The organism is Streptomyces specialis, from assembly GCF_001493375.1.
Lineage (GTDB): Bacteria > Actinomycetota > Actinomycetes > Streptomycetales > Streptomycetaceae > Streptomyces > Streptomyces specialis.
Genome location: NZ_LN929757.1, coordinates 95534 through 120435 on the forward strand (window position 1 = coordinate 95534; position 24902 = coordinate 120435).

Consider the following 24902-nt stretch of genomic DNA (forward strand, 5'->3'; position numbering starts at 1 on the left):
CGGAAGTCCGGGGTTCAGCCGGTCAGTTCCCAGAAGATGGAGAGCGGGCCCGCGTTGTTCTGCTCGAAGAAGACGTCCAGGGCCCGGACGGCGCCCTTGCCGCCCGTCGAGAAGGCGAACGCCACGACCGCGGCCGGGGTGACGTCGTCCTCGCCGGACGTCTCCTCCGCGTCGCCGTCCTCGTTCTCGGCGACGGCGTCACCCTCCTCGTACTCGTAGTCGATGCTGTCGGCCGAGTCGTCGACGCCGTCCACCTTGGCGCGGTCCCTCTCCACCCGGGCGGCGAAGGCGTCGGCCGATTCCAGGGAGGTCTCGGCCTTCAGCTCGACGACGACCCGGCCGTCCAGCAGCAGGTCGGCCCGCCGGTCGCTGTCGCCGTGCGCGTAGCTGTGCGCCTGCCGGGTGACGGTGAGGTCGGGCGCGTGCTGCGTGAGCCAGACGTACAGCTCCACCTCCAGCCACAGCTCCCAGCCGCCGTCGCTGTGGTAGGCGATGCCGATCCGGGCCGCGTTCGCCCGGGCCCAGGCCGCCGCCTGGTCGACGAACAGCCGCACCAGTTCCTCGTCCGCGCTGTTCGGCTCGTCGTCGTGGTCCATGTCCATGCGATGGTCCCCTCCTGGTCCGCCCCACCGGCCGCGCCGCACGGGTCTGGGGCGACCCTGACACCGGCCGCCGGGCCGGCGGAACGCGCGTACCGGCCGGATACGGACCGCCGACGGCCGTGGCGGCGTGCCCGCCGCGCCGCCGGAACGTTTGCACCGCCCGAGCGGGGGACAACTCCGCGCGCCGGCGGCCTTCCCCGCGAGGGAACGGCCGCCGCCGGGGTGTTCATCGCGCAAAGTGGCTCGAAATCGCCGCCGGTCAGCCGAGGCGCTTTCCCGCCTTCGCCACGCGCCGCCGCAGGGCGGGCAGTTCGCGCTCCACGTCGTCGGCCGCGGCCGTCTGGACGCCGTGCAGCAGGCCGTACGTGAAGCTGTTCTCCCCGGCCTCGTGGGCCCGGACGGCCAGCCCGCGCAGGGCCTGCCGGGGGACGACGGCGTCCTGGTGGACGCCCAGCCGTTCCTGCGCCTCCTTCATCCGCCGGGTGAACCGCTCGGCGCGCTTGCCCAGCGTGTCCCGCGCGGTCTCCCCGGCGTAGCGGGCGCGTTTGGCGGCCTTGCGGGCGGCGTGCAGCGCCGTGTCCCGCTCCCGGCCCGGCGCCGGCTTCAGGGCGGTGTCGAGCCGTTCGGCGACGCGCCGGTGCTCGCGGCGGGCGGTCGCGGCCAGCACCTTGGCCGCCTTGCGGTCGGCGGCCGGCCGCAGCGGGGGATCGGTGAGCAGCGCGTCGAGGGCCTTGAGCAGCGCGACGTAACGGCGGCCGGAGAGCGTGGCGACCACCTCGGCGTGCGCCGCGCGGTAGGTGTCGGCCGACCACTCGGCGAGCGTGGCCCTGACCGGGCCGAGCACCAGTTCCGGCGGCAGCCGGTCGGTCTGCCCGGTGAGCCGCTCGCCGAGCACCTCCGCGTCGCGGGCCCGGCCCAGTTCGCCGGCCAGCCACTTCAGTTCGGCCTCCACCGGATCGGTGCGCCGGCGGTCGAGCACGTTCCGGTAGGACTTCAGGGCGCTGCGCAGCCGCCGGGTCGCGACCCGCATCCGGTGCCCGGAGTCCGGCTCGTCCCGCCGGACGGCCGGGTCCCAGCGCAGCATCGGGTCCCGGAGGCCGGACAGGCGCCGCAGCCCGGCCTCGCCGGCCGAGCCGGCGCGGGTGCCGGGAGCCGCGTCGCCGAGGTCCTCGCCCAGCACCCGGGCCAGCTTCGAGCCGCTGCCGGCGCGCTTGATCCCGGCGGCGGTGAGCTTCTTGGTGAGGGCCTTCAGCAGGGGCTTGCGGCCCTCGCCCAGCTCGACCTCGATCTCCTGCCAGGACGTCACCTCGGTGACGCCGGAGTCCCGGCCGGGCCCGCCGAGGGTCTGCGCGGTGACGCGGTCCTCGGCGAGTTCGGCGACGACCGTGCCGGTGTCGTCGCACAGCAGGTGCCGCGTGCGGTGCGTCCGCAGGTGGGCCACCGGCGCGAGCGAGCCGCCCCGGGCCAGACCGACGACCAGCCGGCTCAGCTCGGCCGGCACCTCGCGCGGCGGACCCGCGTCCAGCGGCAGCCGCACCTCGCGCCTGCTGTCCTTCCCCACGGGCAGCTTCAGGTGCCAGCCCGCGTCGTGCCCGCCGGTGCGCCTGCGCAGGGTGACCCCCTGCGCGAGCAGCCGCAAGTCAGCGGTGTCGTAGTAGGTAGCGTCGAGGTCCTCGGCCTCCGCCGCCCGGACCGAGGCGACGCCGCGCACGGCGGTGACATCCGGCAACGAGCCGACACCGGGCGCTTCGAACTTCCGCTCGATCTCCATCATTGACGTACCCATTCAGGTCGTCTGCCCCGTATAGGGCGTTTCAGTACCGTCCCGGGGGCCGCACCCCGCGAATGGCTGGTCCCGATCCCCCGGCGGACGGGTGCTCAGGGGTTCTCACGGTCGGTGGCGGCGGTGCAGCAGGCCGTTTCCAGCGCCAGCAGGGCGGTCTCCAGGTCGCGGGCGGCGGCCGTGCCCTCGGTGCGGGTGAGGCGTGAGCTGTCGGCCAGGGACAGGCACCGGCGGCGTTCCCCGGCCAGCCGGCCGGCCGCCTCGCCGACGCCGGCGCCGCGTTCGGCGACGAGGGCCGCCGGCGGATCGGCGGGAACATCCCGGCGAACATGAATCCGTACCAGGCCACCACCTGCCGGTCGACGGGCGATGGGCCGGGTGTCCCGCTGGGCTGCCATGGGCTCCGATGCCGGTGCCGACACCGGGGGTCATGGCCCCCCGGAGGTCCCGGAAATCCGCCGGGGGTGGTGGGGCGTTGACGAGCCGTGGACATGCTTGAAACACGTCGCGCCCTTTTGAGCCGGCTGCTGCGCGACGACGGACCTGACGAACTCACCGTCCGGCAGGGCCAGTTCCACGACGTGGTCATGGGCTCCGACCGGGTCGTGTGCCTGCCGCGCACCACGGCGGCGGCCACGCGGCTGCCCGCGCGGGCGACCGTGCTGCGCGCGCTCGCCGCCGTCGACCTCGGCTGCCGCACGCCCGAGCCGCTGGCCGGTGGCGTGTCCCACGGCGCGGACGACGCGCCGTTCCTGGTGCTCAGCCGCGTGCCCGGAGCGCCGCTGGAGCCCGGCGTGCTCGGTGATCCCCGGGTGGCCGGGGCGGTGGCGGAGCAGTACGCGGCGCTGCTGTCCGCCCTCGCCCGGGCCGGCGCCGACGCCTCGGTGCGCGCGGCGCTGCCGCACGCGCCGGCGGACGGGTGGCGGCGGTTCGCGGCGGACGTCCGCGCGGAGCTGTTCGGCCTGATGTCCGCCGGCGGCCGTGACCGGGCCGAACGGGAACTCGACGCGCTCGACGGCCTTCCCCACCTCACCGAGGCGGTGGTGCACGGCGACCTCGGCCCGGAGAACGTTCTGTGGGAGACCGTGGGCGGGCTGCCGAGCCTGAGCGGGGTGGTGGACTGGGACGAGGTGACGATCGGTGACCCCGCCGAGGATCTCGCGGCCGTGGGCGCCGGTCACGGCGCGGACTTCCTGGGGCGGGTGCTGGCGCTGGGCGGCTGGTCGGACAGCGCGCGGGCCACCCGTGTCGCCGCGATCCGCGGCACGTTCGCCCTGCAACAGGCCCTGTCCGCGTACCGCGACGGCGATGAGGAGGAGCTGGCGGAGGGCCTGGCCGGTTACCGCTGAGCGGGGGGCGCGCCCGGGTCGGTGAGGGCGTGGTGGCGGTAGTCGCGCGGGGTGGTGCCGAAGGCAGCGTGGAACGTGCGGGTGAAGGCCGCGGGGTGGGGGAAACCCCAGCGTCCGGCGATGGCGTGGATGGGGCTCCCGGCCAGCGCGGGGTCCGCCAGGTCGCGGCGGACGTGTTCCAGGCGCTGGTGCCGGATGTATCCGGCGACGGTCTGCCCCTGGCTCTGGAAGACGCGTTGCAGGTAGCGCAGCGAGATGTGGTGGGCGGCGGCGACGGTTTCCGGGGTCAGGTCCGGGTCCCCCAGGTGCTGGTGGATGAAGGAGCGGACCCGCAGATACAGGGTGCGCCGGCGTGACTCCGGCGATATCCCGGTGTCGTCGTCGAGGTGGTGGGCCGTCAGCGCGGTCAGCAGATCGAGCAGCACCAGGCCCAGACGGGGGCCGTCCGCCGGACGGTACGAACCGGCGCCGGTGGCCAGGTGCGTGAGGAAGTGCGCGAGCAGGGCGCCGAATCCCTCCTGTCCGGACAACGGCGTCGCCAGCAGTCGGCCGACCTTGTCCGGGGGAACGGGAAGCAGCGCCCGGGGCACCTGCGCCAGCACGCTGGCGGCGGTGCCCTCGCCGACGTCCACCCAACTGTGGAAGGGCCGGAAGGTGGAGTACAGCACCAGTCCGGACGCGTCGAGCACGGTCTCCCGCCCGGCCTGCCGGATGCCCTGCCGCCCCCGCACGATGAGCCCCACCGCGTACAACTCGGGGTCGGAGCGCCGGATCAGCCGGGGTGTCCGGCGCGACTCCAGCGAGGAGTACGTCATGGCCGTGACCTGGGCCGCGCCGAGATCCGCCGCGCGCAGCGAGGCGCGGAAGCCGCTCCCGCGGTCGATGGTGAACGCCGACGGCGTCAGCGTGCCGGAGGCCAGCTCGCACCAGGCGTCGATCCGTTCCGCCGACGGCAGGTCGTCGCTGTCGAACACCTTCTCCATCACCGGCTCACCCCTCCTCCCGCCTCCGGGGTCAGTCGGCCCGGCGGCGGCCGGCGAGCATCGTGTCGAGGGTGGCGCGGGTGGCCTCCAGTTCGCCGATGGCCTCGTCGATCCGGTGACGATGCCGCACCAGCCCGTCGACCAGCTCCGGGCAGCCGGGCGTCAGCAGGCCCTCGTCGTCCACGACACAGGGCAGCACCTCCACGATCTGAGCGGTGCTCAGGCCGGCCGCGAGGAGAACCCTGATCCGCCGCACCGCCGGCACATGCTCCTCGCGGTACAGGCGGTAGCCGCTCGGCCGCCGTTCCGAAGTCAGCAGGCCCTGCTGCTCGTAGTACCGCAGCGCGCGTTCGCTGACCCCGGTCCGCCGCGCCAGTTCCCCGATGCGCATCCCGACTCCGGACTTGACTCTGACATCGACGTCAAGGTTTAGCTTAACCGGCATGACCTCCGTGACCGTCCTCGGACTCGGCCCCATGGGGCGTGCCCTGGCCACCGCGTTCGCCGCCGCCGACCACCCCACCACCGTGTGGAACCGCACCCCGGGAAAGGGGAAATGCCTCGCCGACACCGCCGCCACGGTCGCCGGTACCGCCGCCGAGGCGATCGCGGCCGGCTCGCTCGTCATCGTGTGCGTACGGGACTACGAGGTGGCGCGGTCGGTCCTCGACACCGGCGCGCTCCGGGGCCGCACCCTGGTGAACCTCAGCGGCGGCTCGCCGCGGCAGGCCCGCGCGATGGCCGCCTGGGCCGGCGAGCACGGCGTCGACTACCTCGACGGCGTGATCATGGCCACCCCCGACGCCATCGGCGGCCCCGGGGCGGCGCTGTTCTACAGCGGGCCGGGCGACCTCTACGAGACCCACCGGTCCGCGCTGGCCGCGCTCGGCGGGAACGCGTACCACGTCGGGGCGGACCCCGGCCGGGCCGCCGCGTTCGACGCCGCCCTCCAGGACCTGTTCTGGACGGCGATGAGCGGCGTGACGCACATGTTCAGGCTCGCCGCCGCCGAGAACATCGGCGCGACCGACATCGCCGGGCACGCGAAGGCGATGCTCGGTTTCCTGCCGGACCTGACCGACCAGGTCGCCGGGCAGGTCACCGACGGGCGCTTCCCCGGAGACGCGGCCACGCTCACCTCCGCGGCGGCGGCCATGGACCACGTCCTGAGCACCATCCGGGCGAACGGCCTCGACAACGGCGTCCTCGCCGCCGCCCGGGCCGAGGTGCGCCGGGCGATCGACGCCGGGCACGGGCCGGAGGGGTTCGGACGGCTCGCCGCGCCGTAGCCCCGGCGCCGGTCCCGGCGCGCGGCCGGGCCGGGCCGGAACGCGTCCGCCGGTCAGGTCAGCGCGGCGAACATGCCGGGCTCGTAGGAGCCTCCCCGCTGGTGCACGATCACGGCGAGCCGGTTGGCCGCGTTGATCAGGGCGACCAGGGCGACCAGCGCGGCGATCTGGTCGTCGTCGTAGTGCTCGCGCACCCGGGCCCAGGTCTCGTCGGACACGCCGTCGTGGGCGTCGGCGAGACGGGTGCCCTCCTCGGCGAGCGCCAGCGCGGCCCGTTCGGCGTCGGTGAACACGGTCGACTCCCGCCACGCGGCGACCAGATGGAGCCGGACCGCGGTCTCACCGGCGGCCTCGGCCTCCTTGGTGTGCATGTCGATGCACCAGCCGCAGCCGTTGATCTGGCTGGCGCGCAGCGACACCAGCTCCTGCGTGGACCTCGGCAGCGGCGACTGGTGCACCACCAAGCCGGCGTTGGCGAACCGCTTGGCGAACTTGGCGGCGATCTCGTTCTCGAACAGGTTGAATCGGGTGTCCATGGCCTTGTCCTCACTCGTGGTGTCGTACCGGACGAACACCAGACGCCGCCCGCCCGCCCCCTGTGACGGCGCGGTCCTGTGACGAGCGCCACCGGTCACGGGTGTCACGGAGCCGCGCCGGCCGGCGTCTTGTGGGCGTGGCACCCACGGGAACGAACAGGCAGGAGCGGCCGGTGACGAGCGGAAGCGGCGAGCACCCCCAGGACACGGCCGGACGGCCCGCCGGCGAGGGACGCGCGGACCCCGCCACCGAGGCGTTCGTCGCCCACCGCAACCTGCTGTTCACCGTCGCCTACGAGTTGCTCGGCTCGGCCGCCGACGCGGAGGACGTCCTCCAGGAGACGTGGCTGCGGTGGGCGGCCGTCGATCTCGGCACGGTACGGGACCGGCGCGCGTATCTGGTCAGGATCACCACCCGCCAGGCGCTGAGCCGGCTGCGCGCGCTCGGCCGCCGCAAGGAGTCCTACGTCGGTCCCTGGCTGCCCGAGCCGCTGCTCACCGCGCCCGACGTCGCCGAGGACGTCGAACTGGCCGACAGTGTCTCGATGGCGATGCTGCTGGTGCTGGAGACCCTCGCCCCGACCGAGCGGGCGGTGTTCGTGCTGCGCGAGGTGTTCGACCTCGGATACGACGAGATCGCCGAGGCCGTCGACAAGAGCCCCGCCGCGGTCCGCCAGATCGCGCACCGGGCCCGGACGCACGTCGCCGCGCGCCGCCCGCGCGGCGTCGTCTCCCCGGCCGAGACCCGCGACGCGCTCGACGCGTTCCGGCGGGCCGTCGAAACCGGCGACCTTCAGGGCCTGCTCGACATCCTGGCGCCGGATGTCGTTCTCACGGGCGACGGCGGCGGAGTCGTCCAGGCCGTCCCGCGCCCGATCGTGGGCGCCGACAAGGTGGCCCGCCTGCTGGTCGCCGGGCTGGGCAGGATCGCCGCCGTCGCGTCGCTGCGGCCCGCGCAGGTCAACGGCTGCCCGGCGCTGGTCCTCCGGCTCGGCGGCGCGATCGACACCGTCGTGGCGGTACGTATCGACGACGGCCTCATCACCGGGCTCTACGCCGTGCGCAACCCCGAGAAGCTGTCGCACATGCGGCGCGAGACCACGCTGCGCCGCTGAACACGTCCGTCCCCGCCGCACCGGGCGGCGGGGACGGACATGCCATGGGTCAGGAGCCGGGGCAGCTCGACCGGTACTCGGAGATCAGCGTGCTCGCCGAGGGCGGCGGGCACAGGAACTGCTCATAGCGGGTGTCGTTGTCGACATAGCGCTTGAGCCAGGCCAGGGTGTACTGGCCTATGGTGGTGTTGTAGCTGTTCGAGACCATGTGGCCGGCGTCGTTCAGCTCCAGGTACGCCCGCTCGGGCGCCGACGTGAGCGACTCGTAGAGCGGCTCGGCGTGGCGGGAGACGGACGCGATGCCGTCGTTCTCGGCCCCGACGATCAGCGTGGGGACGCGCAGGTTCTCCCAGGTCTTGTCGGTGTGCCACGGGGTGAGCGGAACGGCCGCCTGGATGCTCGGCCGGGCGTTCGCCGCGCTCAGCGCGCCGCCGCCGCCCATGGAGTGCCCGGCGACGGCCAGGCGGTTGGGGTCGATCTGGTCGCGGACGACGCTGTTCTTGGTCAGGTAGTCCAGCGCGGAGAGCAACTGGAGGCCGCGGTAGTCGGGCTGGTCGAGCCAGGTGTTCTTCACGTTGATGGTGAAGACCACGAAGCCGTTGGAGGCGAGCTTGCTCCCGAACCAGGCGACGGCCGACTGGGACTCGGTGAAGCCGGGCGCGATGGCGACGGCGCCGAACGTTCCCTGGCTGGTGTCGGTCGGGTAGTAGATGGTGCCGCCGCCGAAGCCCGACTGGCTGGGCACGGTGGCCGTCTTGTAGGCGAAGGGGCCCTTCTCGGCCTGGAGGCTCGCCAGAGTGGGGGCGGGGCCGCGCCGGTACTCCTGCTCGGCCGCCGAGGCGGTCGAGGCGGTGTCGGGGAGGGCTCCGGAGCCGAACAGCACGGTACCGGCGACGATCCCGGCCAGCGCCAGCTTCAGGCGCAGACCGCGGACGCGGCGGGGTCGGTGTTTCATGGGACACGACTCCTGGGTGACGGTGGGACGGGGAAGGGGGACGCTGGAGCGCGCCGACCGCTCAGCCGGGGTGCCGGGTGGGGGCGTCTCCTATACACAACTAGCGCCGCCGGCGAAGGGGGGGGGGGGCGCAGTTCTGGCGCCGCGACGCAGCAGTAAAACAACATGACGGTACGAATCTCACAGAAGATCCAAATGCAGCATGCAGCCCCTTCGTAGCCTCCGATGTTCCTCTGCGTCGGCAGCGTCAGTTGTGTACAAGAGAGAGACGCGGGAGCGCGCCGACCGCTCAGCCGGGGTGCCGGGTGGTGTGGGGCGGGACCGCCGTGGGAGCGCGCCCGAGGGTGAGCCGCGCGGTGTGCCGGGCGTTCGCACGGCGCTCCGGGGTGAGTGCGCGCGGCGATGTCCCGGAGCGGCCCGCGGGTGATCCGCCGATCCGGCGCGGCGCGGGTCCCCCGTGGCGGGGGCCACCGTGAGGGCGGCGCCCAAGGGCGGCGGCGCGCGGCGCTTTCATGGCGAAGATCTCCGTTGACTTCGGGCCGGGTCGGGCACTCTCTTGTCCTTGACAATTCGAGCGACTCGGACGGTACAAGCCTCCTTCGGCGTTCGACAATGCCGAGCTGGGGAGAACTCCCCGCCATCTCTCCGCTTGCTCAGATGGATGACAACCGACTGACAGCGGACCCAGGGAAAATCCGCCGGAGCCCGCCGGCCTCGCCGCCCGGTCCGGCCCGGGGTCGCCGTCGGGCAGCGACCTCCTCGCCCCGGCCGCGGATTTGTCAGATCCGTATCTATCTCGCCCCGGCCGGTGGCAAGCGCCACGCTCCCGCCGCGCACCGGGCGCCCGCGCCGCGATGAGTTCCGGCCGGGGCGCGAGTCTCTTCCGGTGACCGTCGTGGACGGTCACCGGGCGCTGCCCGGTACGAGACCTCACGGAGGACCCCATGACGACCACCCCGGACCACCCGACCCCCGCGCTGCCCGGCCGGCCGCCCGTCGTCGACCTGGCGCCCCGGCAGGCCGCCCGCGACGAGCTGCTGGTCCGGGAGAAGGCCCACACCCGGGAGGGCGACGCCCTGGCCGCGGCCCGCCGCCGGCTGCCGATGGTGGAGCTGGACGGCACGGTCGAGGTCGTCGGGCCGGACGGCCCGGTCCCGTTCCTGGACCTGTTCCAGGGCCGGGACGAACTCGTGGTGTACAAGCACATGTGGTACGACGGCGCGCCGCACCAGGGACAGTGCGAGGGCTGCACCACCACGGCCTGGCACCTGAAGGACGCCGTCTATCTCAACGCCCGCGGCGTCTCGTTCGCCATCCTGACCACCGGCCGGTGGGACGAGGTGGCGTCCTACGTCGGGTTCATGGGCTACACCCAGCCGTGGTACTCGGTGCGCGACGTGGCGGCGCCGGTCGGCGGCGCCATGGGGTACCTCACCTGTTTCCTGCGCGAGGGCGACCGGACGTTCCTCACGTACTCCACGACGGCCCGCGGCAACGAGGTGGTCAACGGGTCCCTGGGCCTGCTCGACATGACGCCCTACGGCCGCGGCGAGGCGTGGGAGGACAAGCCCGAGGGCTGGCCCGAGGGACGCGAGTCGTGCTGGTCCTGGCGCTCGGACGCGGACGGGAACGCCACCTGGGGCCCGACCAGCCGCCCCGTACCGCAATGGACCCGCCCCGGCGCGACGCCCGTGCACACCCTCGGCCGACGAGGCCACCACCACTGACCCAGCGGCCGAAAGCCCCCACCCGGGAGACCACGGCGGGCGGCGCCCTCCAGAACCGTCCCGCGTCCGCGACGGCGGCGAAGGCGCGCGTGGCGTGATGTCCCTGCGCGCGTTCCGCGCGGACACCGCGTGCTGATCATGGATGCCCTGAGCGTCGTTCGCGTCGGGCGGGCCCGTATCGCTTCGATGGACGCGGTCGGTCTCCGGTTGACCGACTGCCGTGCCCGGCGGGCGCCGTCCGACGGCTTCGGTCCGAACTCCCCTCGTGAGGAAGCCCCATGCAGCCCGATCACGACCGTCTTTACGTCCGTACACCCGAGTTCGCACGGGTGGCCGCGCGGATCGAGCACGTGACCACGCTCACGTCACGGCTCAACGTTCTGCCCTTCGACGACAAGGCCGCCCGCGCGGCCCTGCTGTCCGAGATCGTCGGCAAGCACGTGCCCGACACCGTCACCGTCTATACGCCCTTCTACACCGACCACGGGCTCGGCATCGACTTCGGCGAGCACGTCTTCGTCAACCAGGGCTGCACCTTCCTGGACCAGGGCGGCATCCACCTGGGCGACGGCGTCCTGATCGGCCCGAAGACCAATCTCATATCGTCCGACCACCCGCTCCCGGCCTCCGAGCGCAGCGCGTACATCACCCGGGCGGCCATCACGATCGAGGCCGACGCATGGCTCGGCGCGGCGGTGACCGTCCTTCCCGGCGTCACGATCGGCCGCGGCGCCGTGGTCGGAGCCGGCGCCGTCGTCACGAAGGACGTTCCCCCCAACACCCTGGTGACCGGACCAGCCGCCTTCGCGCGCAAGCGATGGAACGACTGAACCCCGGGACGACCGACAACACCGACACGGACACGGCAGGACGGCCGGGCCCTCACGCCCCTCACCCGGGGCTTTCCGGGGGCACGGCCGCCCCTTCGGCCACGCGTGTCGCGGCAGAGCCGGATCCGCCCATGCCGGAAAAGCGAAAGGTGCCGGCCGATTTCCGGCCAGCACCATGCGCGGGTGTACTGGTGGTGTCCGAGGGGGGACTTGAACCCCCACGCCCTTAAACGGGCACTAGCACCTCAAGCTAGCGCGTCTGCCATTCCGCCACCCGGACGAGGTGATCGCCTGCGCGGCTGTGGTGGGCCGTCGCGACACGGGTAACCATATCAAGGTTCGCGCGGTGCTCTCACCATCGTATCGGAGTGTGAACGAATGGGCGCCGAGCGTTACTTGCCGCGCAGTTGGGGCACCATCCGGGTCGACACCGCGATGCGGTTCCACGAGTTGATCGTCACGATCACCGCGATCAGGTGGGCCAGTTCCTCCTCCGCGAAGTGCTTCGCCGCCCGCTCGTACACCGCGTCCGGCACGAAGCCGTCGGTCAGGACGGTGATCGCCTCGGTGAGGGCCAGGGCGGCCCGTTCGCGCTCCGTGAAGGCGCCGGTCGCCTCCTCCCAGGCGCTGAGCAGGTAGATCCGCTCCTCGGTCTCGCCGCCCGCGCGGGCTTCCCCGGTGTGCATGGCGACGCAGTACGCGCAGTGGTTGAGCTGGGAGGCGCGGATCTTCACCAGATGGGTGAGGCCGTGGTCGAGACCCGCGCGGGCGGCGGCGTCGAGGGCGCGCATCGCCTGGTAGACGGCCGGGGCGGCGGTGGAGAGATCCATTCTGGGGGACGTCGCGGGGGAGTGGTCGTGTGCGCTCATGGCACCGACCCTAGGGCCGGGGCGGACCGGCTGTGTGGTCCACTTGCGCGGTGGAATCCTGGGCCACTTCCCCCGGCGCCGGAGCCGTTCGCACCGGCCTCGATCTGCACCTCGATGTGGCCGCGGCCGGTGGCCTGCGGGCCGGGCTGATGCGGGCGCTGCGCGACGCGATCCGCGGCGGGCGGCTCGCCCCCGGCGCGCGGCTGCCGTCGTCCCGGTCGCTCGCGGCCGCCCTCGGCGTCGCCCGCACCACCGTCGCCGACGCCTATGCCGAGCTGATCGCCGAGGGCTGGCTCGTCGCGCGGCAGGGCTCCGGCACCCGGGTCGCGCCGCGCGCCGCCACCCCGCGCCGGGCCGGGCGGGGGAGGGGGCCCGCCGCCGGGCAGGAGCGGCCCGCGCACGACCTGATGGCGGGGTTCCCCGACATCGGGACCTTCCCGCGCGCCGCCTGGCTGGCCTCGGCCCGCCGTGCCCTGGTCGCCGCGCCCCGGGACGCGTTCGGCGTCCAGGACCCGCGCGGGCGGCCGGAGTTGCGCCGGGCGCTGGCGGACTACCTGGCCAGGGCGCGTGGTGTCGTCGCCGACGCCGACCGGATCGTCGTCTGCTCGGGTGCGCACCAGGCGTTGGGCCTGCTGTCCGCCGTGCCGCGCGTGCGGCGGGCGGCGATGGCCGTGGAGTCCTACGGGCTCTTCCTCCACCACGAGCTGCTGGCGGCGGAAGGGGTGCGGACGGTGCCGCTGCCCGTGGACGAACACGGCGCGGACGTGGCGGAGTTGCCCGCCACGGGTGCGCGGTCGGTGCTGCTGACCCCGGCGCACCAGTTCCCGACCGGAGCGCCCCTGCACCCGGCCCGCCGGGCGGCGGTCGTGGACTGGGCACGGGCCACCGGCGGTCTGGTGGTGGAGGACGACTACGACGGCGAGTTCCGCTTCGACCGTGATCCCGTCGGTGCGTTGCAGGGGCTCGACCCCGAACGGGTCGCGTACGTCGGGTCGTTGAGCAAGAGCCTCAGTCCGGGCATGCGGCTGGGCTGGATGGTGCTGCCCGGTCGGCTGGTGGACGACGTGCTCGCCGTCAAGGGGAACTGGGAGCTGACCGTGGGGTGCCTGGATCAGCTCACGCTGGCCGACTTCCTCGAATCGGGCGGCTTCGACCGCCATGTGCGCCGGATGCGTCAGCGCTACCGGCGCCGCCGCGACCAGTTGGCCGCCACGCTCGCCGAACGGGCGCCGCACCTGGGCGTCTCGGGCATCGCGGCCGGGCTGCACGCCGTGGTGCGGCTGCCGCCCGGTACGGAGGAACGGGTGGTGGCGGAGGCGGCCCGGCGGGGCATCGGCCTCAACGGGCTGGGCCGTTACCGTCATCCGGCGAGCACCTGCCCGCCCGCCGACGGGCTCGTCGTCGGCTACGGCTCCCCGCCCGACCACGGGTTCGCCGCCGCCCTCGACGCGCTGTGCGGGGTCCTGCCGGCACCGGAGGCCACAAGCCCCCCGGAGCCGCGTCTCAGCGCCGTGTCGTGGCCGTCTTCGCCGCCGCCGAGGCGCCGAGGGCCTTCAACCACGACGGCCCGTTGAGCAGTTCGAGCAGCAGGAGCAGCCGGGCCAGCGGCTCCCGGTCCTGACCGGAGCCAGCACCGTGGGCGGGGGCCCGGGTCTCCGGGGCGGCCAGCAGCGCCCATACGGCCTTGCCGTGGCGGTCGGGCGTCGTCCAGCCCCAACTCTCGGCCAGGGACTCCAGGATGTGCAGCCCGCGACCCGTTTCCTCCAGGTAGTCGGGCTCCTTGACCAGCGGGACCTCGTGCCCGGGATCGAACACCGCGCACAGCACGGAGCCGCCGCAGTGCAACAAGGTGAGCAGGATGGGCTGTTCGGCGGTGGCCGGCGGCAGCGGGCGGGGGCTCGACGCGGTGGGCAGCCCGTACCGCAGGGCGTTGGTCACTAATTCGGAGACGATGACGGTGGCGTCGTCCGTCAGGTGCCCGAGCCCCCAGCCCAGCAGGGTCGAACGGGTCATGCCGCGCGCGGTGCACGGCGTCTCCGGCGATCCCGCCAGCGGGAACGTGGCGAAACCCGCCGCGTCAACGGTCCCACCCCGATCCCCCGGCGCCTGATACGGCGCCATGGCGGCGAACGGGAGAGCTGTCATCACGACCTCCGCGGCGATCCTGGCTGCCTGTCCCTGGGCGGCGGCTCCGTCAGGTCCATCCTTGTCGACAGAGCGTATCGCTGCAAGTACACCTGAAAGAACGAATGCAAGAACAGATGCAAGAACGCTCGGATCTGGGGCAGTATTCGGTCAGAAGTCGTCCACCACCCCCCACATCGGGTGGCCAGCGCACCAGAAGCAGAAGTAGGAGTGGACATGCCGGAGTTCGTGAACGGTGTCCCCGCGGGCCGCATCCCCGGAGCAGCCTGGCGGAAGAGCGCCCGGAGCAACCCCAACGGTAACTGTGTCGAGGTGGCGGGCCTGCCCGGCGGCGACGTCGCCGTCCGCAACTCCCGCGACCCGCAGGGCCCCGCCCTCATCTACACCCGTGCGGAGATGACCGCCTTCGTGCTCGGCGCCAAGGACGGGGACTTCGACGACCTCATCAGCCGCGACTGACTGATTCACCCTGAGTATCCCGGGGGCGACTGTACGCCTCGCCCGAACAGTGCAACACTTGGGCGCGATTTCAACACTCAGGGGACACACATGGCGTCAGCTCAGGCAGGTCGAGCCTCTTCCTCGGTGCGGGATCTCCTCTCCCACCCCAGGGGCGGACCCACGGTTCTGCGGATCGTGCTCGGCACGCATCTGCGCCGTCTGCGCGAGGGCTGCGGCATCACCCGGGAAGCCGCGGGCGACGCCATCCGGGGCTCCCACGCCAAGATCAGCCGACTCGAACTCGGCCGGGTGAGCGCCAAGGAACGGGACATCGCCGACCTGTTGACGCTGTACGGCGTGGTCGACGAGGCCCAGCGCGAGCAGTTCCTCGCGCTCGCCCGGCAGGCGAGCAAGCCCGGCTGGTGGCAGCGGTACAGCGACGTGCTGCCGAGCTGGTTCGAGACGCTGATCGGTCTGGAGGAGGCCGCCTCGATGATCCGCACCTACGAGGTGCAGTTCATCCCGGGCCTCCTGCAGACTCCTGACTACGCGCGCGCCTGCATCCGGCTGGGCAACCCGCGCGCCACCGACCGGCAGGTCGACCGCCGCGTCGAGTTGCGGATGGAGCGCCAGCAGCTTCTGGACAAGCCGCACGCCCCCAAGCTGTGGGCGGTGGTGGACGAAGCCGCGCTGCGCCGCCCGCTCGGCGGCCCGGAGGCGATGCGGACGCAGATCAGGCGGCTGCGCGAGCTGGCCGAACGGCCCAACATAACCCTGCAGATAGCCCCGTTCCGGCTCGGTGGCCTGGCCGCCGCCGGTGGTCCGATCACCATCCTGCGTTTCCTGGAGCCGGACCTTCCCGACATCGTCTACCTGGAGCAGCTCAACAGCGCGCTCTACCTGGACAAGCGCGATGACGTCGAGGACTACCTCGCCGTCATGGACAGCCTGTGCGCCACGGCCGAACCGCACGGCAAGACCGCCGAGTTCCTCGACGGTCTGCGGTTCCTCGAAGGGCTCAAGCGCACCCTCTGACCGCGACGCCGGACGGCCCGGGCGGCCCGGGGAGCCGGCCGGGAGACCGGTCCGGGCCACCGGACCGGCCCCCGCGCGGTCAGTACTTGCGGGCCACGCCGCCGAACTCGATCCACTCGTCGGTCAGTTGCTTCGGCCCCAGCTCGGTGTCCGGCCGCCAGGTGCTGATCTCCACCAGCCCGGGGTCGAGGATCTCGAACCCCTCGAAGTAGGACCGGACTTCGTGCGCCTGCCGCACCCGGCCCCAGTTCCCCCGCGTGCTCACATCCATGAAGTCCGTGATCCGCGCGCGCAGTTCCGCGTCCTCGCTGATGAGCTGGTTGATCACCAGGAAGCTGCCGGGCGCCAGCCGGTCCGCGACCCGCCGCACCAGCCCCGCCGGGTCGTCGGAGTCGGGGATGCAGTGCAGCACCGAGACGAACAGCGCCGCGACCGGCTCGTCGAAGTCGATCAGCCGCTCCACCTCGGGATGACCGAAAATCCCCTCCGTGTCACGGAAGTCCGCCTGGATGACGACGGTGTTCCGGTTCTCCTCCAGCAACGCCCGCCCGTGGGCGAGGACGATGGGGTCGTTGTCGATGTAGACCACGCGGGCGTCCGGGTCGACGCTCTGGGCGATCTGGTGCACGTTGTCCTGCGTGGGCAGCCCTGAGCCGTGGTCGATGAACTGCCGGATTCCGTAGTCCCGGGCCAGTACGCGCACCACGCGTTGCAGGAAGCGACGGTTGTTGATCGCCAGCGGCCGGGTGCTCGGCGCCGTCTCCTCGATCTTGGCCAGCGCCTCCCGGTCCACCGCGTAGTTGTCCTTGCCGCCGAGCGCGTAGTCGTAGATCCGTGCCACGCTCGGCACATTGATGTCGATGTCCTGCGCGACGCCGCTTTCGGCACCGGTCTCGGCCATGCTGCCCTTCTCTCCCTGTGACGGCTCCCCGAACGGGCTCCTGCGGGGCCGAATCTTTCCACGCGGGACGGTAGTTGAACGTCTGTTGGCTGGAAGCGACCGTACGTGACGGACGATGAGGCCGCGACCCGACCGCGCACCGGCCGGAAAGCGCCCGGCCCGCCCCTGGCCCGGGGACGGCGCCGGCCCGCCGGATCTCCTCCCGGCGGCCGCTGACCTGGGAGAACGGTCCACCCGCCGGGGAGTGCCCGGACCGGCGGGCGCGCGCACCGCCCCTCGCGGAACAGAGGCGCGGCGGTAGGCTCACCGTATGACCACCGCGATCACCGCGACCCCGACCGCCACCGGCATCGGACCGCTGCTGCGGGAGTGGCGCCAGCGGACCGGGGTCAGCCAGCTCGACCTCGCGCTGCGCGCCGACTCATCCGCGCGGCACATCAGCTTCATCGAGACGGGCAAGTCCCGGCCGAGCCGCGAGATGGTGCTGCGCCTCGCCGAGCACCTCGACGTTCCCGTGCGGGAGCGGAACGCGCTGCTCGTCGCCGCCGGTTACGCCCCGCACTACCCCGAGTCGCCCTTCGACTCGCCCGCGCTCGACGTGCTGCGCCTCGGCCTGGACCGGCTGCTGACCGGGTACGAGCCGTACCCGGCGCTCGTCGTGGACGGCTGCTACCGGGTGTGGGCGGCCAACCGGGGCATCGAGACCATGCTCAGGGGTGTCCCGCCCACGCTGCTCACCCAGCCCCTCAACGCCATGCGGATCACGCTCCACCCCGAGGGCCTGGCGCCGCGCATCCTCAACTTCCGTGAATGGCGCGGCCATCTGCTGGACCAGATGCGCCGGCAGCTCGCGCTGCTGCGTTCGGCGCCGCTGCGCGAGCTGTACGAGGAGGTGTCGGCCTACCCGCTGCCGCCCGGCGGGGAGGAACGGGCGGGGGAGAGCAGCAGGCTGGCCCTGCCGATGATCATCGAGCAGGAGGGACACCGGCTGTCGTTCCTGTCGACGATCGCGACGTTCAACACCCCGGCGGACGTGACGGTCTCCGAGCTGGCACTGGAGGCTTTCCTCCCGGCCGACCCGGAGACCGCGGACCTGCTGCGCCGCCTCGCCTGAGCCGCGGGGACCTAGCCGCGGTCGGCGCGCAGCGCGGTGTACTGGAGGGCCGCGAACGCGGCCACCCCCGCCGCCTGCGCCGGGATCCACACCGCGCCCGCCGTGCTCGGCCCGAGCCCCAGCGCCAGGGCGGCCGAACTGGCCACCACCCAGGCGGCGTTGGCTTCGATGACCAGCTTCACCGGCAGCACCGGCGGCTCCGGCCGGGTGGCCAGCCACGCCACGCCACCGGCGAAGACGAGCAGGAACGCCCCGACGCCCGCGATGAGCCCGGTGGACAGGCCCAGCAGCCGCCCGACCGGGCCGGCGGCCAGCAGGTAGGCGAGCGCGTTGCCGCCGGTGACGACGGCGTCGAGGGCGAGCCAGCGACGGAGCCGGACCGGGGGGGTGACGGGGGACGCGGTCGGGGTGGCGGTCCGGAAGGTCAGCGCGGACATGGTCATCAGCTCCTCAGCAATGTGCGGCCTGGACCGTGGGCACGGAGATATAAAAAAGAGACAGCATCAGCTCCTCAGCTTCGTGCGGGGACGGGGGTTTCTCCGTGGGACCACCATCGCCCGGCGTCCCCCGCCGCGTCGATGACGTGGGAGGTCATGCGGCCCGCCGGCGGGGCGCCGGGCCGCCCGGCGGTGCCGGGTCTTCCGCCGGCTCTTGACATCCCGGGAGCGGCACCGCATTCTCTGCGGGATCCGCTAATTCGATTTAGCCCCAGCCCGGAGAACGACCATGCCCCGCCGCGGCACGATGGCCGATGTCGCCCGCAGCGCGGGCGTCTCGCCGACGACCGCGTCGTTCGTGCTGGCCGGGCGTACCGACATGCGGATCTCCGACGCCGCGCGGCAGCGTGTCCTGGAGGCGGCCCGCGCCCTCGCATACCGGCCGAACGTCACCGCGCGCAGCCTCCGCACCCGGTCGAGCCGGACCATCGGCCTGGTCTCCGACACCATCACCACCACCCCGTACGCGGGCGAGGTCATCCGCGGTGCCCTGGAGGCGGCCCGCGCCCGTGACCACCTGCTGTTCATCACCGAGACCGGCGGCGACCCGGCGGCCGGGTCCGGTCTGGTCAACGCCCTGCTCGACCGGCAGGTGGACGCGGTGATCTACGCGGCCATGTTCACCCGGCACGTCGATCCGCCGCCCGAACTGGACGGCGGGCGGGTCGTGTTGCTCAACTGCCTGGCGCCCGGCCGGAACGCGCCCTCCGTCGTTCCCGACGAGATCGAGGCGGGCCGGACCGCCGCCCGGGTGCTGCTCGGCGCGGGCCACACCCGGGGCATCTGGTCGATCGGCGGCCGTCACGCCCTCCCGGCCACGCCCGACGGGTGGTTCGCCGGGAACGAGCGGATACGCGGTCTCGACGAGGCGCTCCGCGCGGGCGGTGCCGCGCTGGACGGCGTGGTCGAGTGCGCGTGGGAGGCGGCGGACGGATACCGGGAGGTCCGCGCGCTGCTCGCCGGGGGGCGGCGGCCCGGCGCGCTGGTCTGCGCCACCGACCGGGTCTCGTTCGGCGCGTACCAGGCGCTGGCCGAGGCGGGGCTGCGGGTGCCCGACGACGTCTCCGTGGTCTCGTTCGACGACCAGGACTTCGCCTCCTGGCTCCGCCCCCCGCTCACCACCATCGCCCTGCCGCACAGCGAACTCGGCCGGGTCGCCGTCGAGTTGATCCTCGACCCCGGCCCGCTCGACGCCACCGTGCACCGTGTCCCGATGCCGCTGCGCGTGCGGGACTCGGTGGGCCCGCCGCACGAGAACGGATGAACCATGCGCGAACACCCCGCCGTCAACGTGCCGACGCCGGAAGTGGCGCCGGGAAGGCCGCTCACCGAGGATGATCACCGAGGACACGCGCGAGGAGGCCCCGTGAAGTCGACGAATTCCCAGGAGAACTCCCGGTTCCCACAGGAACAACAGCGTTCCCGGGAAGCGCGGGTTCCCCAGGATTCCCGCATCTCCCGGCAATCCCGGATTTCCCACGATTCCCAGGAATTCCACGATGTCCAGGAACCTCAAGAGTCCCAGGAATCCCAGGAGTCGCGGGGTTCGCGCCGGACGCGGGTGACCGTCGTGGGGGAGGCCCTGGTCGATCTGCTGTGGCGGGCGGGCGCCCGCGAGGTGCACGCGGCGCCCGGCGGCAGCCCGGCCAACGTGGCCGTCGGCCTGCACCGGCTGGAGCGGCCCGTCACCCTGCTGACGTCCTGGGGCGACGATCCGCCCGGTGAGCTGGTGCGCGACCACCTCGACGGCATCGGCGTGGACGTGCGGCGGGTGCCCGCCGGGCCGGGCCGCACCATCGTCGCGCTGGCGTACGTCGGGCCGGACGGCGCGGCGACGTACGACTTCCTCGCGTCGTGGGATCCGCGGGCGCTGGAGGTTCCGGAGGACACCGCGGTGCTGCACACCGGATCGCTGGCGGCCGTCGTGGAGCCGGGCGCGACGCGGGTGCTGGAACTGTGCGGCGAGCAGCGGCGGGCCGGCCGCGCGGTCGCCGCCGACCTCAACGTGCGCCCCGCCGTCCAGCCCGACCCGGACGCCTACCGCGCGGGGGCGGCGCGGCTGGCGGGGGCGGGGGACGTGCTGAAGGCCAGCGACGAGGACCTGGCCTGGCTCTACCCCGGACAGGAACCGACCGCCGCGGCCCGCGCGTTGCTGGCCGCGGGACCGGGGCTGGTCGTGGTGACGCTGGGCGGGAAGGGCGCGTTCGCGGTGACCCGGGACGGCGACGAGGTGTGGGTTCCGGCGCCGGGGATCGCGGTGGTGGACACCGTCGGCGCGGGCGACACGTTCCAGGCGGCGCTGCTGGACGCGATAGCCGAGCACGGCGGTCCGCCCACCGGACGGGAGGCGCTCTCCGCCGTGCTGACGCGGTGCGCGACGGCCGCCGCCATCACCTGTACGCGGGTGGGCGCCGACCCTCCGACCAGGGCCGAACTGACGGCGTTCAGCCAGCCTTAACAGCCTGGAAACGGGGCGTCCGTGAGGGGCGGTCAGGTCTCGTAACAGACTCCCGTGAGAAGGTTGTTGTTCGCCGCTCTGATGATACGATCGCCGGGCTTGCCAAACGGGCTGACAGCGCGTAAGGCCAACAGCCGACTCGTAAATGCAGCCGAGAGGGTTTCACCGAGGAGCACCATGCCGTCAGTAGGGCATATGGAGCCGAAGCGGCGGGGCGGCTGGCGGCGGTCGCCGTCGGCGCGGTCGAAGTCATCCTCCCAGGCTGAGCGGGCCCCGTCATCGCGTCAGGTCGGTTGGTAGGGCGGATCCGCGCGGGGGAGCCGGTTCCGCCGGCCGTGGCCCCCTCATATTCAAGTACCTGGCGGTCTAGCTTGAAGAGAATCTCATGACCCAATACCTACAGGATCCTGCCCTATGGGGCCTCGTCGCCGGAACTCCCCTGGCCGCATCGGTTATTTATCGGGGGCGGAGGACGAGCGCGAAGCTACGGAGACAGAATAGCGAGCTCGAAAACCGCCACCGGGAGCTGCAGAACACCTTCAACGAGGCTGTCGAGGACGCCCGCCTCCGCGCCGAAGAGGCCACGAAAACCGCTCTGAAGTCCGCCATGCGGACCCTCCAGGGCCTGGCCAACGAACAGCAGTTGGTCATCTCCAAGCTTCAGGGGAAGTACGGGGACCAGGAGATCCTTCAGGACCTCCTCGAAATCGACCACATGAACTCGCAGTTCGGCCGGCGCGCGCAGTCCGTCGCCGTGCTGTGCGACGGCTGGCTCGGACGGCAGCGCGCCGTCGCCTCCGTCTACGACGTCGCGCGCAGCGCCAAGGGCCGCATCCGCCACTACACGCGCGTCGAGATCCGTTCGCAGACGAACTTCGCGATCGTGAGCCAGGTCGTCGAGCCGGTCGCCCTGGTCCTGGCCGAGCTGCTGGACAACGCCACCAGCTACTCCGCGCCCGAGACCACGATCGACATCAACATCAGGACCGTCCCCAAGGGCGTCTGCGTGATCATCGACGACGCGGGCGTCGGCATGAACGAGGAAGAGAAGGCCAGGGCCTCCCGGCTGCTGTCGGGCGAACACCCGGTGGGCGTCACGGAGCTGGGCAACCCGCCGCAGTTCGGCTTCGCCGTCATCGGCGTGCTCGCCGCCCGCTACGGTTTCAGCGTCTCTGTGGACTCGGCGTCGCCCTACGGTGGGGTGCGCGCCGTGGTCCTCCTTCCCCAGGAGCTGCTCACCAGCATGCCCGAACCGCAGAACCCGACCGTGACCGACGCCGCCGCCCCGGTGGACGGCGACGAGGACGCCACGACGCCCGGGGGACTGCCCAAACGCCGCAGGAGAGGCGCCATCGCCATCGTGCCGCAGACCCGTTCGGGTGAGGACAGGGGTCCGGTGCGGTCCAGCGAGGAGACCGCGTCCATCATGGGCGCCTTCCAGCGCGGCACGCAGTCCGGCCGCAGCGCCGATCCGAGCAGGGAAGGGTACGAGAACCCGTGAACACCGAACTGTCCTGGATGCTGGAGAGCGCTCTCGAGGTCCCGGAGGCGCGCCACGCCATCCTGGTGTCGGCGGACGGTCTGCTCATGGCCCGTTCCAACGACGTCGACAAGGACGAGGCGGACACCGTGGCCGCGGCGATGAGCGGCATGCAGTCGCTGAGCCGCACCGTGGCCGGTTTCGCCGGCGGCGCCGCGATGCAGTGGCGCCAGACCGTGGTCGAGTTCGACGGGGGATGGGTGTTCCTGATTTCCGCCGGTGAAGGGGCGTACCTGGCGGTCTCGGCGTCCCCCCGCGTCGACATGGCCGACATCACTTTTCGGATGCAGCAACTCGTCGCACAGCTTGGCAAGGCACTGACCACCCCGCCCCGTGAGAATACTGGTATTCAGGCATGACAGCACCCGATGACGAGCTTGGGCCCGAGTCCGTGGAATTAGTACGGCCTTATGTCATCACCAACGGCCGTGGTCTGCCCGACCGCGACCGGTTCGACCTGATCACTCTGGTCACGGCGTCCGCCGGAGACAGGCGGACGGACCGGCTGGACCCGGAGAAGCGCAGCCTCGTCAAGCTGTGCGAGGGAGGCTATCTTTCCGTTGCCGAAATAGCGGGACATCTGCGCCTGCCGATCGGCATCGTCAAGGTGCTGCTCTCCGATCTCGCGGAGGCCGGTTATGTCCAGACCCGTACCCCGGTACCTCCGGCTCAGCTCGCCGACATTCAGGTTCTTCAGGAGGTGCTGGATGGACTCCAGGCGCGCTTTGGGTGACAACGTGCATCTGCCGGAGAAAGTGCAGATCGCCGCGAAGATCCTCGTCGTCGGGCATTTCGCGGTGGGGAAGACGACTTTCATCGGAACGCTGTCCGAGATCCCCCCGCTGCGCACCGAGGAAACGATGACGCAGGCCGGGGCGGATGTCGACGATCTGAAGGGCATCAGGGGCAAGACGACGACCACCGTCGCCATGGACTTCGGTCGGCTCACGCTCAACGAGAGGCTTGTCCTCTATCTCTTCGGAACCCCCGGCCAGCAGCGTTTCGTACAGGTGTGGGAAGACATGACCCGAGGCGCCCTCGGGGCGCTGATCCTGGTCGACCCGCAGCGGCTCAGGGAATCCTTCGCCGTCATGGATCTGGTGGAGAAGTACGGAATTCCCTACGCGATCGCCGTCAACCGGTTCGACGGTACGCCGAGCCGCGCCGACGAGGAGCTGAGGGAAGCACTCGACCTGCTTCCCGAGACTCCCATCGTCACCTGCGACGCGCGCGACGAGAGGTCATCGGCGAACGCGCTCATGGCCCTCGTCCGCTATTTGCAGAGCCGCACCCGATAGGAGAACACGATGAACTCTCATCCGGACTTCGCGTCACCACCCCCCGGTTGCCCCGCCCATCAGCACAGCGGGGAGGACGCCCAGGACCAGCAGGAGACCGAGGCGCCCGTCCCGCTGTACGGCCCCGAGTTCGCGGCGAGCCCGGAGTCCTACTACGACTACCTGCGGCAGTTCGGCCCGGCCGCCCCGGTGGAGCTGTCCCCGGGCGTCCAGGCCATGCTGGTCACCGACTACACGGCGGCCCTGCACGTCCTGCAGAACCCCGAGCGGTACTCGAAGGACGCCCGCCGCTGGCGCGACTTCAACGAGGGCCGCGTCAGCGAGGACAACCCGGCGGTGCCCATGCTGGGTTACCGGCCGAACTGCCTCTTCACCGACGGCGCCGAGCACATGCGGCTGCGCCAGGCCGTGACCGACAGCCTCGCCCGCGTCGACACGCACCGGCTCAGCCGCCACATCGAACGCGTCTCCACCTATCTCGTGGGCCAGTTCGCCCACCGCGGCACGGTGGACCTGCTCCACGACTACGCCAAGATGCTGCCGCTGCTGGTGTTCAACGAGATCTTCGGCTGCCCCCCGGAGATCGGCGACCGCCTGATCTACGGCACCTCCGGCATCTTCGACGCCGACGCCGACGCGGAGAACGCCAACAAGGAGCTGACGCAGGGCCTGCTGGAGCTGGTCGCGCTCAAGCGCGCCCACCCCGGCGAGGACATCACCTCGTGGCTGATGCAGCACTCGGCCAAGCTGACGGACGAGGAGATGATCCATCAGCTCGTGATGCTGATCAGCGCGGGCACCGAGCCGGAGCGCAACCTCATCGCCAACGGCCTGCGTCTGGTGCTGTCCGACGAGCGGTTCTCCGGTGGCCGGTACGGGGGTTCCCTGCTGGTCGAGGACGCCCTGGACGAAGTGCTGTGGGACGCCCCGCCGATGGCCAACTACGCGCCGCACTACCCGGTGCAGGACACCGAGTTGTTCGGCGTCCCGCTGGAGGCCGGCGAGCTGGTCCTGATCAGCTTCGCCGCCGCCAACACCGACCCCGCGCTCCCCTCGTCGCGGCACACCCTGAGCAAGCGCGCCCACCTCGGCTGGAGCGCGGGTCCGCACGCGTGCCCCGCCAAGGACCCGGCGCAGCTCATCGCGGTGATCGCCATCGAGAAGCTGCTCAACCAGCTCCCGGACATCGAACTGGCCGTCCCCGTCGACAGCCTGGTCTGGCGGCCCGGACCGTTCCACCGGGCCCTGGCCTCCCTGCCCGCCCGGTTCACCCCCTGTCTCCTACACCCATCTGACGCCCCCGACGAAGCGAGAGAGGCGAGAACGTAGCTGCTGTGTTATCATAGTAAAACACCGCGCTCACCGCGTGCCTTCCCGATCCTCCTCGTCTGCCGCGTCCGGTGGGGCCCGAAGAACCCCCCGACGGTGGGCGCCG

The 24902-nt window shown here is 72.3% G+C and carries 27 protein-coding genes and 1 tRNA gene; 16 read left to right on the plus strand and 12 right to left on the minus strand.

The features are described 5' to 3' along the window. Positions 1–14: 14 nt before the first annotated feature. From BN2279_RS01670 to BN2279_RS01680, 3 genes are all read right to left on the minus strand, one after another. Entirely contained in the window at positions 15–602 is a 588-nt protein-coding gene (locus BN2279_RS01670) for a hypothetical protein (protein WP_059005889.1), read from the minus strand. A gap of 259 nt (positions 603–861) precedes the next feature. Next, positions 862–2388, minus strand: a complete 1527-nt coding sequence (locus BN2279_RS01675) for a CYTH and CHAD domain-containing protein (protein WP_059005890.1) — start codon at positions 2386–2388, stop codon at positions 862–864. A 92-nt stretch (positions 2389–2480) separates the two neighbouring features. Next, the gene (locus BN2279_RS01680; protein WP_059005891.1) at positions 2481–2783 is read right to left on the minus strand and encodes a hypothetical protein; all 303 of its coding nucleotides are present in this window, start codon (positions 2781–2783) and stop codon (positions 2481–2483) included. Between the two features lie 93 nt (positions 2784–2876). Between BN2279_RS01680 and vph the strand changes: the two genes are divergently transcribed. Next, positions 2877–3734: a viomycin phosphotransferase gene (vph, locus tag BN2279_RS01685; RefSeq protein ID WP_407702180.1), complete on the plus strand. Its 858-nt coding sequence runs from the start codon at positions 2877–2879 to the stop codon at positions 3732–3734. On the opposite strand, the gene BN2279_RS01690 is transcribed toward vph, so the two are convergent. Together BN2279_RS01690 and BN2279_RS01695 are read right to left on the minus strand one after the other, a co-directional pair. Next, the gene (locus tag BN2279_RS01690) at positions 3725–4717 is read right to left on the minus strand and encodes a helix-turn-helix domain-containing protein (protein WP_079031734.1); all 993 of its coding nucleotides are present in this window, start codon (positions 4715–4717) and stop codon (positions 3725–3727) included. The two genes, vph and BN2279_RS01690, sit on opposite strands and share 10 nt — an antisense overlap. Before the next feature lie 31 nt (positions 4718–4748). Then, complete coding sequence (locus tag BN2279_RS01695) at positions 4749–5108, minus strand: MerR family transcriptional regulator (RefSeq protein ID WP_059005894.1); 360 nt, start codon at positions 5106–5108, stop codon at positions 4749–4751. 52 nt (positions 5109–5160) lie between these two features. On the opposite strand from BN2279_RS01695, the gene BN2279_RS01700 reads away from it, so the two are divergent. Next, positions 5161–6006 (plus strand): NAD(P)-dependent oxidoreductase, encoded by an 846-nt coding sequence (locus BN2279_RS01700; RefSeq protein WP_059005895.1) that lies wholly within the window; start codon positions 5161–5163, stop codon positions 6004–6006. A gap of 53 nt (positions 6007–6059) precedes the next feature. Here the strand turns inward: BN2279_RS01700 and BN2279_RS01705 are convergent, their stop codons facing one another. Further along, entirely contained in the window at positions 6060–6542 is a 483-nt protein-coding gene (locus BN2279_RS01705; RefSeq protein ID WP_059006002.1) for a carboxymuconolactone decarboxylase family protein, read from the minus strand. Positions 6543–6715: 173 nt separating this feature from the next. On the opposite strand from BN2279_RS01705, the gene BN2279_RS01710 reads away from it, so the two are divergent. Further along, positions 6716–7657, plus strand: coding sequence for an RNA polymerase sigma-70 factor (locus BN2279_RS01710; protein ID WP_059005896.1), 942 nt, complete (start codon positions 6716–6718; stop codon positions 7655–7657). Between the two features lie 49 nt (positions 7658–7706). On the opposite strand, the gene BN2279_RS01715 is transcribed toward BN2279_RS01710, so the two are convergent. Further along, complete coding sequence (locus BN2279_RS01715; protein WP_059005897.1) at positions 7707–8612, minus strand: alpha/beta hydrolase family protein; 906 nt, start codon at positions 8610–8612, stop codon at positions 7707–7709. 944 nt (positions 8613–9556) lie between these two features. On the opposite strand from BN2279_RS01715, the gene BN2279_RS01720 reads away from it, so the two are divergent. Continuing rightward, on the plus strand, positions 9557–10339 hold the full coding sequence (locus BN2279_RS01720) for a DUF899 family protein (protein ID WP_059005898.1): 783 nt from the start codon (positions 9557–9559) through the stop codon (positions 10337–10339). A 278-nt stretch (positions 10340–10617) separates the two neighbouring features. Further along, positions 10618–11169 (plus strand): DapH/DapD/GlmU-related protein, encoded by a 552-nt coding sequence (locus BN2279_RS01725; RefSeq protein ID WP_059005899.1) that lies wholly within the window; start codon positions 10618–10620, stop codon positions 11167–11169. 192 nt (positions 11170–11361) lie between these two features. Here BN2279_RS01725 and BN2279_RS01730 read toward each other — a convergent pair. Beyond that, positions 11362–11449: transfer RNA gene (locus tag BN2279_RS01730), tRNA-Leu, on the minus strand. A gap of 112 nt (positions 11450–11561) precedes the next feature. Further along, on the minus strand, positions 11562–12038 hold the full coding sequence (locus BN2279_RS01735) for a carboxymuconolactone decarboxylase family protein (protein ID WP_059005900.1): 477 nt from the start codon (positions 12036–12038) through the stop codon (positions 11562–11564). Positions 12039–12187: 149 nt separating this feature from the next. Here BN2279_RS01735 and pdxR point away from each other — a divergent pair, with 149 nt between their 5' ends. Next, positions 12188–13612 carry a MocR-like pyridoxine biosynthesis transcription factor PdxR gene (gene pdxR / locus BN2279_RS01740; RefSeq protein WP_079031752.1) on the plus strand — a complete coding sequence of 475 codons (1425 nt, stop codon included), beginning with the start codon at positions 12188–12190 and terminating at the stop codon, positions 13610–13612. On the opposite strand, the gene BN2279_RS01745 is transcribed toward pdxR, so the two are convergent. Then, on the minus strand, positions 13542–14183 hold the full coding sequence (locus BN2279_RS01745; protein ID WP_059005901.1) for an ATP-binding protein: 642 nt from the start codon (positions 14181–14183) through the stop codon (positions 13542–13544). The genes pdxR and BN2279_RS01745 overlap by 71 nt on opposite strands. Positions 14184–14399: 216 nt before the next feature. Between BN2279_RS01745 and BN2279_RS01750 the strand changes: the two genes are divergently transcribed. Both BN2279_RS01750 and BN2279_RS01755 read left to right on the plus strand, forming a co-directional pair. Next, complete coding sequence (locus BN2279_RS01750; protein ID WP_059005902.1) at positions 14400–14642, plus strand: DUF397 domain-containing protein; 243 nt, start codon at positions 14400–14402, stop codon at positions 14640–14642. Between the two features lie 90 nt (positions 14643–14732). Further along, the gene (locus tag BN2279_RS01755) at positions 14733–15659 is read left to right on the plus strand and encodes a helix-turn-helix domain-containing protein (protein WP_059005903.1); all 927 of its coding nucleotides are present in this window, start codon (positions 14733–14735) and stop codon (positions 15657–15659) included. A gap of 79 nt (positions 15660–15738) precedes the next feature. Here BN2279_RS01755 and BN2279_RS01760 read toward each other — a convergent pair whose 3' ends face one another. Further along, positions 15739–16560, minus strand: a complete 822-nt coding sequence (locus BN2279_RS01760) for an SAM-dependent methyltransferase (protein ID WP_059005904.1) — start codon at positions 16558–16560, stop codon at positions 15739–15741. 310 nt (positions 16561–16870) lie between these two features. Here BN2279_RS01760 and BN2279_RS01765 point away from each other — a divergent pair, with 310 nt between their 5' ends. Then, positions 16871–17674: a helix-turn-helix domain-containing protein gene (locus tag BN2279_RS01765; RefSeq protein WP_059005905.1), complete on the plus strand. Its 804-nt coding sequence runs from the start codon at positions 16871–16873 to the stop codon at positions 17672–17674. A gap of 11 nt (positions 17675–17685) precedes the next feature. On the opposite strand, the gene BN2279_RS01770 is transcribed toward BN2279_RS01765, so the two are convergent. Continuing rightward, the gene (locus BN2279_RS01770; protein WP_059006003.1) at positions 17686–18111 is read right to left on the minus strand and encodes a hypothetical protein; all 426 of its coding nucleotides are present in this window, start codon (positions 18109–18111) and stop codon (positions 17686–17688) included. Between the two features lie 289 nt (positions 18112–18400). On the opposite strand from BN2279_RS01770, the gene BN2279_RS01775 reads away from it, so the two are divergent. The 7 genes from BN2279_RS01775 to BN2279_RS01805 all read left to right on the plus strand — a co-directional run bounded on the left by BN2279_RS01775 (position 18401) and on the right by BN2279_RS01805 (position 24796). Continuing rightward, complete coding sequence (locus BN2279_RS01775) at positions 18401–19435, plus strand: LacI family DNA-binding transcriptional regulator (protein WP_059005906.1); 1035 nt, start codon at positions 18401–18403, stop codon at positions 19433–19435. A gap of 297 nt (positions 19436–19732) precedes the next feature. Then, complete coding sequence (locus BN2279_RS01780; RefSeq protein ID WP_059005907.1) at positions 19733–20629, plus strand: carbohydrate kinase family protein; 897 nt, start codon at positions 19733–19735, stop codon at positions 20627–20629. Between the two features lie 385 nt (positions 20630–21014). Further along, entirely contained in the window at positions 21015–22130 is a 1116-nt protein-coding gene (locus tag BN2279_RS01785) for an ATP-binding protein (RefSeq protein WP_059005908.1), read from the plus strand. Further along, positions 22127–22528 carry a roadblock/LC7 domain-containing protein gene (locus tag BN2279_RS01790; RefSeq protein ID WP_059005909.1) on the plus strand — a complete coding sequence of 134 codons (402 nt, stop codon included), beginning with the start codon at positions 22127–22129 and terminating at the stop codon, positions 22526–22528. Before BN2279_RS01785 ends, BN2279_RS01790 begins: the two co-directional genes overlap by 4 nt. Beyond that, on the plus strand, positions 22525–22902 hold the full coding sequence (locus BN2279_RS01795) for a DUF742 domain-containing protein (RefSeq protein WP_059005910.1): 378 nt from the start codon (positions 22525–22527) through the stop codon (positions 22900–22902). Before BN2279_RS01790 ends, BN2279_RS01795 begins: the two co-directional genes overlap by 4 nt. Next, complete coding sequence (locus tag BN2279_RS01800) at positions 22877–23467, plus strand: GTP-binding protein (RefSeq protein ID WP_059005911.1); 591 nt, start codon at positions 22877–22879, stop codon at positions 23465–23467. The genes BN2279_RS01795 and BN2279_RS01800 overlap by 26 nt, the downstream gene beginning before the upstream one ends. Positions 23468–23476: 9 nt before the next feature. Then, positions 23477–24796 (plus strand): cytochrome P450, encoded by a 1320-nt coding sequence (locus tag BN2279_RS01805; RefSeq protein WP_234347285.1) that lies wholly within the window; start codon positions 23477–23479, stop codon positions 24794–24796. Positions 24797–24902: the final 106 nt, after the last annotated feature.

Coding starts and splice junctions, on each gene's coding strand:
- BN2279_RS01670 (WP_059005889.1), bottom strand. CDS start 602: ATGGACATGGACCACGACGACGAGCCGAACAGCGCGGACGAGGAACTG.
- BN2279_RS01675 (WP_059005890.1), bottom strand. CDS start 2,388: ATGGGTACGTCAATGATGGAGATCGAGCGGAAGTTCGAAGCGCCCGGT.
- BN2279_RS01680 (WP_059005891.1), bottom strand. CDS start 2,783: ATGGCAGCCCAGCGGGACACCCGGCCCATCGCCCGTCGACCGGCAGGT.
- vph (WP_407702180.1), top strand. CDS start 2,877: ATGCTTGAAACACGTCGCGCCCTTTTGAGCCGGCTGCTGCGCGACGAC.
- BN2279_RS01690 (WP_079031734.1), bottom strand. CDS start 4,717: ATGGAGAAGGTGTTCGACAGCGACGACCTGCCGTCGGCGGAACGGATC.
- BN2279_RS01695 (WP_059005894.1), bottom strand. CDS start 5,108: ATGCGCATCGGGGAACTGGCGCGGCGGACCGGGGTCAGCGAACGCGCG.
- BN2279_RS01700 (WP_059005895.1), top strand. CDS start 5,161: ATGACCTCCGTGACCGTCCTCGGACTCGGCCCCATGGGGCGTGCCCTG.
- BN2279_RS01705 (WP_059006002.1), bottom strand. CDS start 6,542: ATGGACACCCGATTCAACCTGTTCGAGAACGAGATCGCCGCCAAGTTC.
- BN2279_RS01715 (WP_059005897.1), bottom strand. CDS start 8,612: ATGAAACACCGACCCCGCCGCGTCCGCGGTCTGCGCCTGAAGCTGGCG.
- BN2279_RS01720 (WP_059005898.1), top strand. CDS start 9,557: ATGACGACCACCCCGGACCACCCGACCCCCGCGCTGCCCGGCCGGCCG.
- BN2279_RS01725 (WP_059005899.1), top strand. CDS start 10,618: ATGCAGCCCGATCACGACCGTCTTTACGTCCGTACACCCGAGTTCGCA.
- BN2279_RS01735 (WP_059005900.1), bottom strand. CDS start 12,038: ATGAGCGCACACGACCACTCCCCCGCGACGTCCCCCAGAATGGATCTC.
- pdxR (WP_079031752.1), top strand. CDS start 12,188: ATGCGGGCGCTGCGCGACGCGATCCGCGGCGGGCGGCTCGCCCCCGGC.
- BN2279_RS01745 (WP_059005901.1), bottom strand. CDS start 14,183: ATGACAGCTCTCCCGTTCGCCGCCATGGCGCCGTATCAGGCGCCGGGG.
- BN2279_RS01750 (WP_059005902.1), top strand. CDS start 14,400: ATGCCGGAGTTCGTGAACGGTGTCCCCGCGGGCCGCATCCCCGGAGCA.
- BN2279_RS01755 (WP_059005903.1), top strand. CDS start 14,733: ATGGCGTCAGCTCAGGCAGGTCGAGCCTCTTCCTCGGTGCGGGATCTC.
- BN2279_RS01760 (WP_059005904.1), bottom strand. CDS start 16,560: ATGGCCGAGACCGGTGCCGAAAGCGGCGTCGCGCAGGACATCGACATC.
- BN2279_RS01765 (WP_059005905.1), top strand. CDS start 16,871: ATGACCACCGCGATCACCGCGACCCCGACCGCCACCGGCATCGGACCG.
- BN2279_RS01770 (WP_059006003.1), bottom strand. CDS start 18,111: ATGTCCGCGCTGACCTTCCGGACCGCCACCCCGACCGCGTCCCCCGTC.
- BN2279_RS01775 (WP_059005906.1), top strand. CDS start 18,401: ATGCCCCGCCGCGGCACGATGGCCGATGTCGCCCGCAGCGCGGGCGTC.
- BN2279_RS01785 (WP_059005908.1), top strand. CDS start 21,015: ATGACCCAATACCTACAGGATCCTGCCCTATGGGGCCTCGTCGCCGGA.
- BN2279_RS01795 (WP_059005910.1), top strand. CDS start 22,525: ATGACAGCACCCGATGACGAGCTTGGGCCCGAGTCCGTGGAATTAGTA.
- BN2279_RS01800 (WP_059005911.1), top strand. CDS start 22,877: ATGGACTCCAGGCGCGCTTTGGGTGACAACGTGCATCTGCCGGAGAAA.
- BN2279_RS01805 (WP_234347285.1), top strand. CDS start 23,477: ATGAACTCTCATCCGGACTTCGCGTCACCACCCCCCGGTTGCCCCGCC.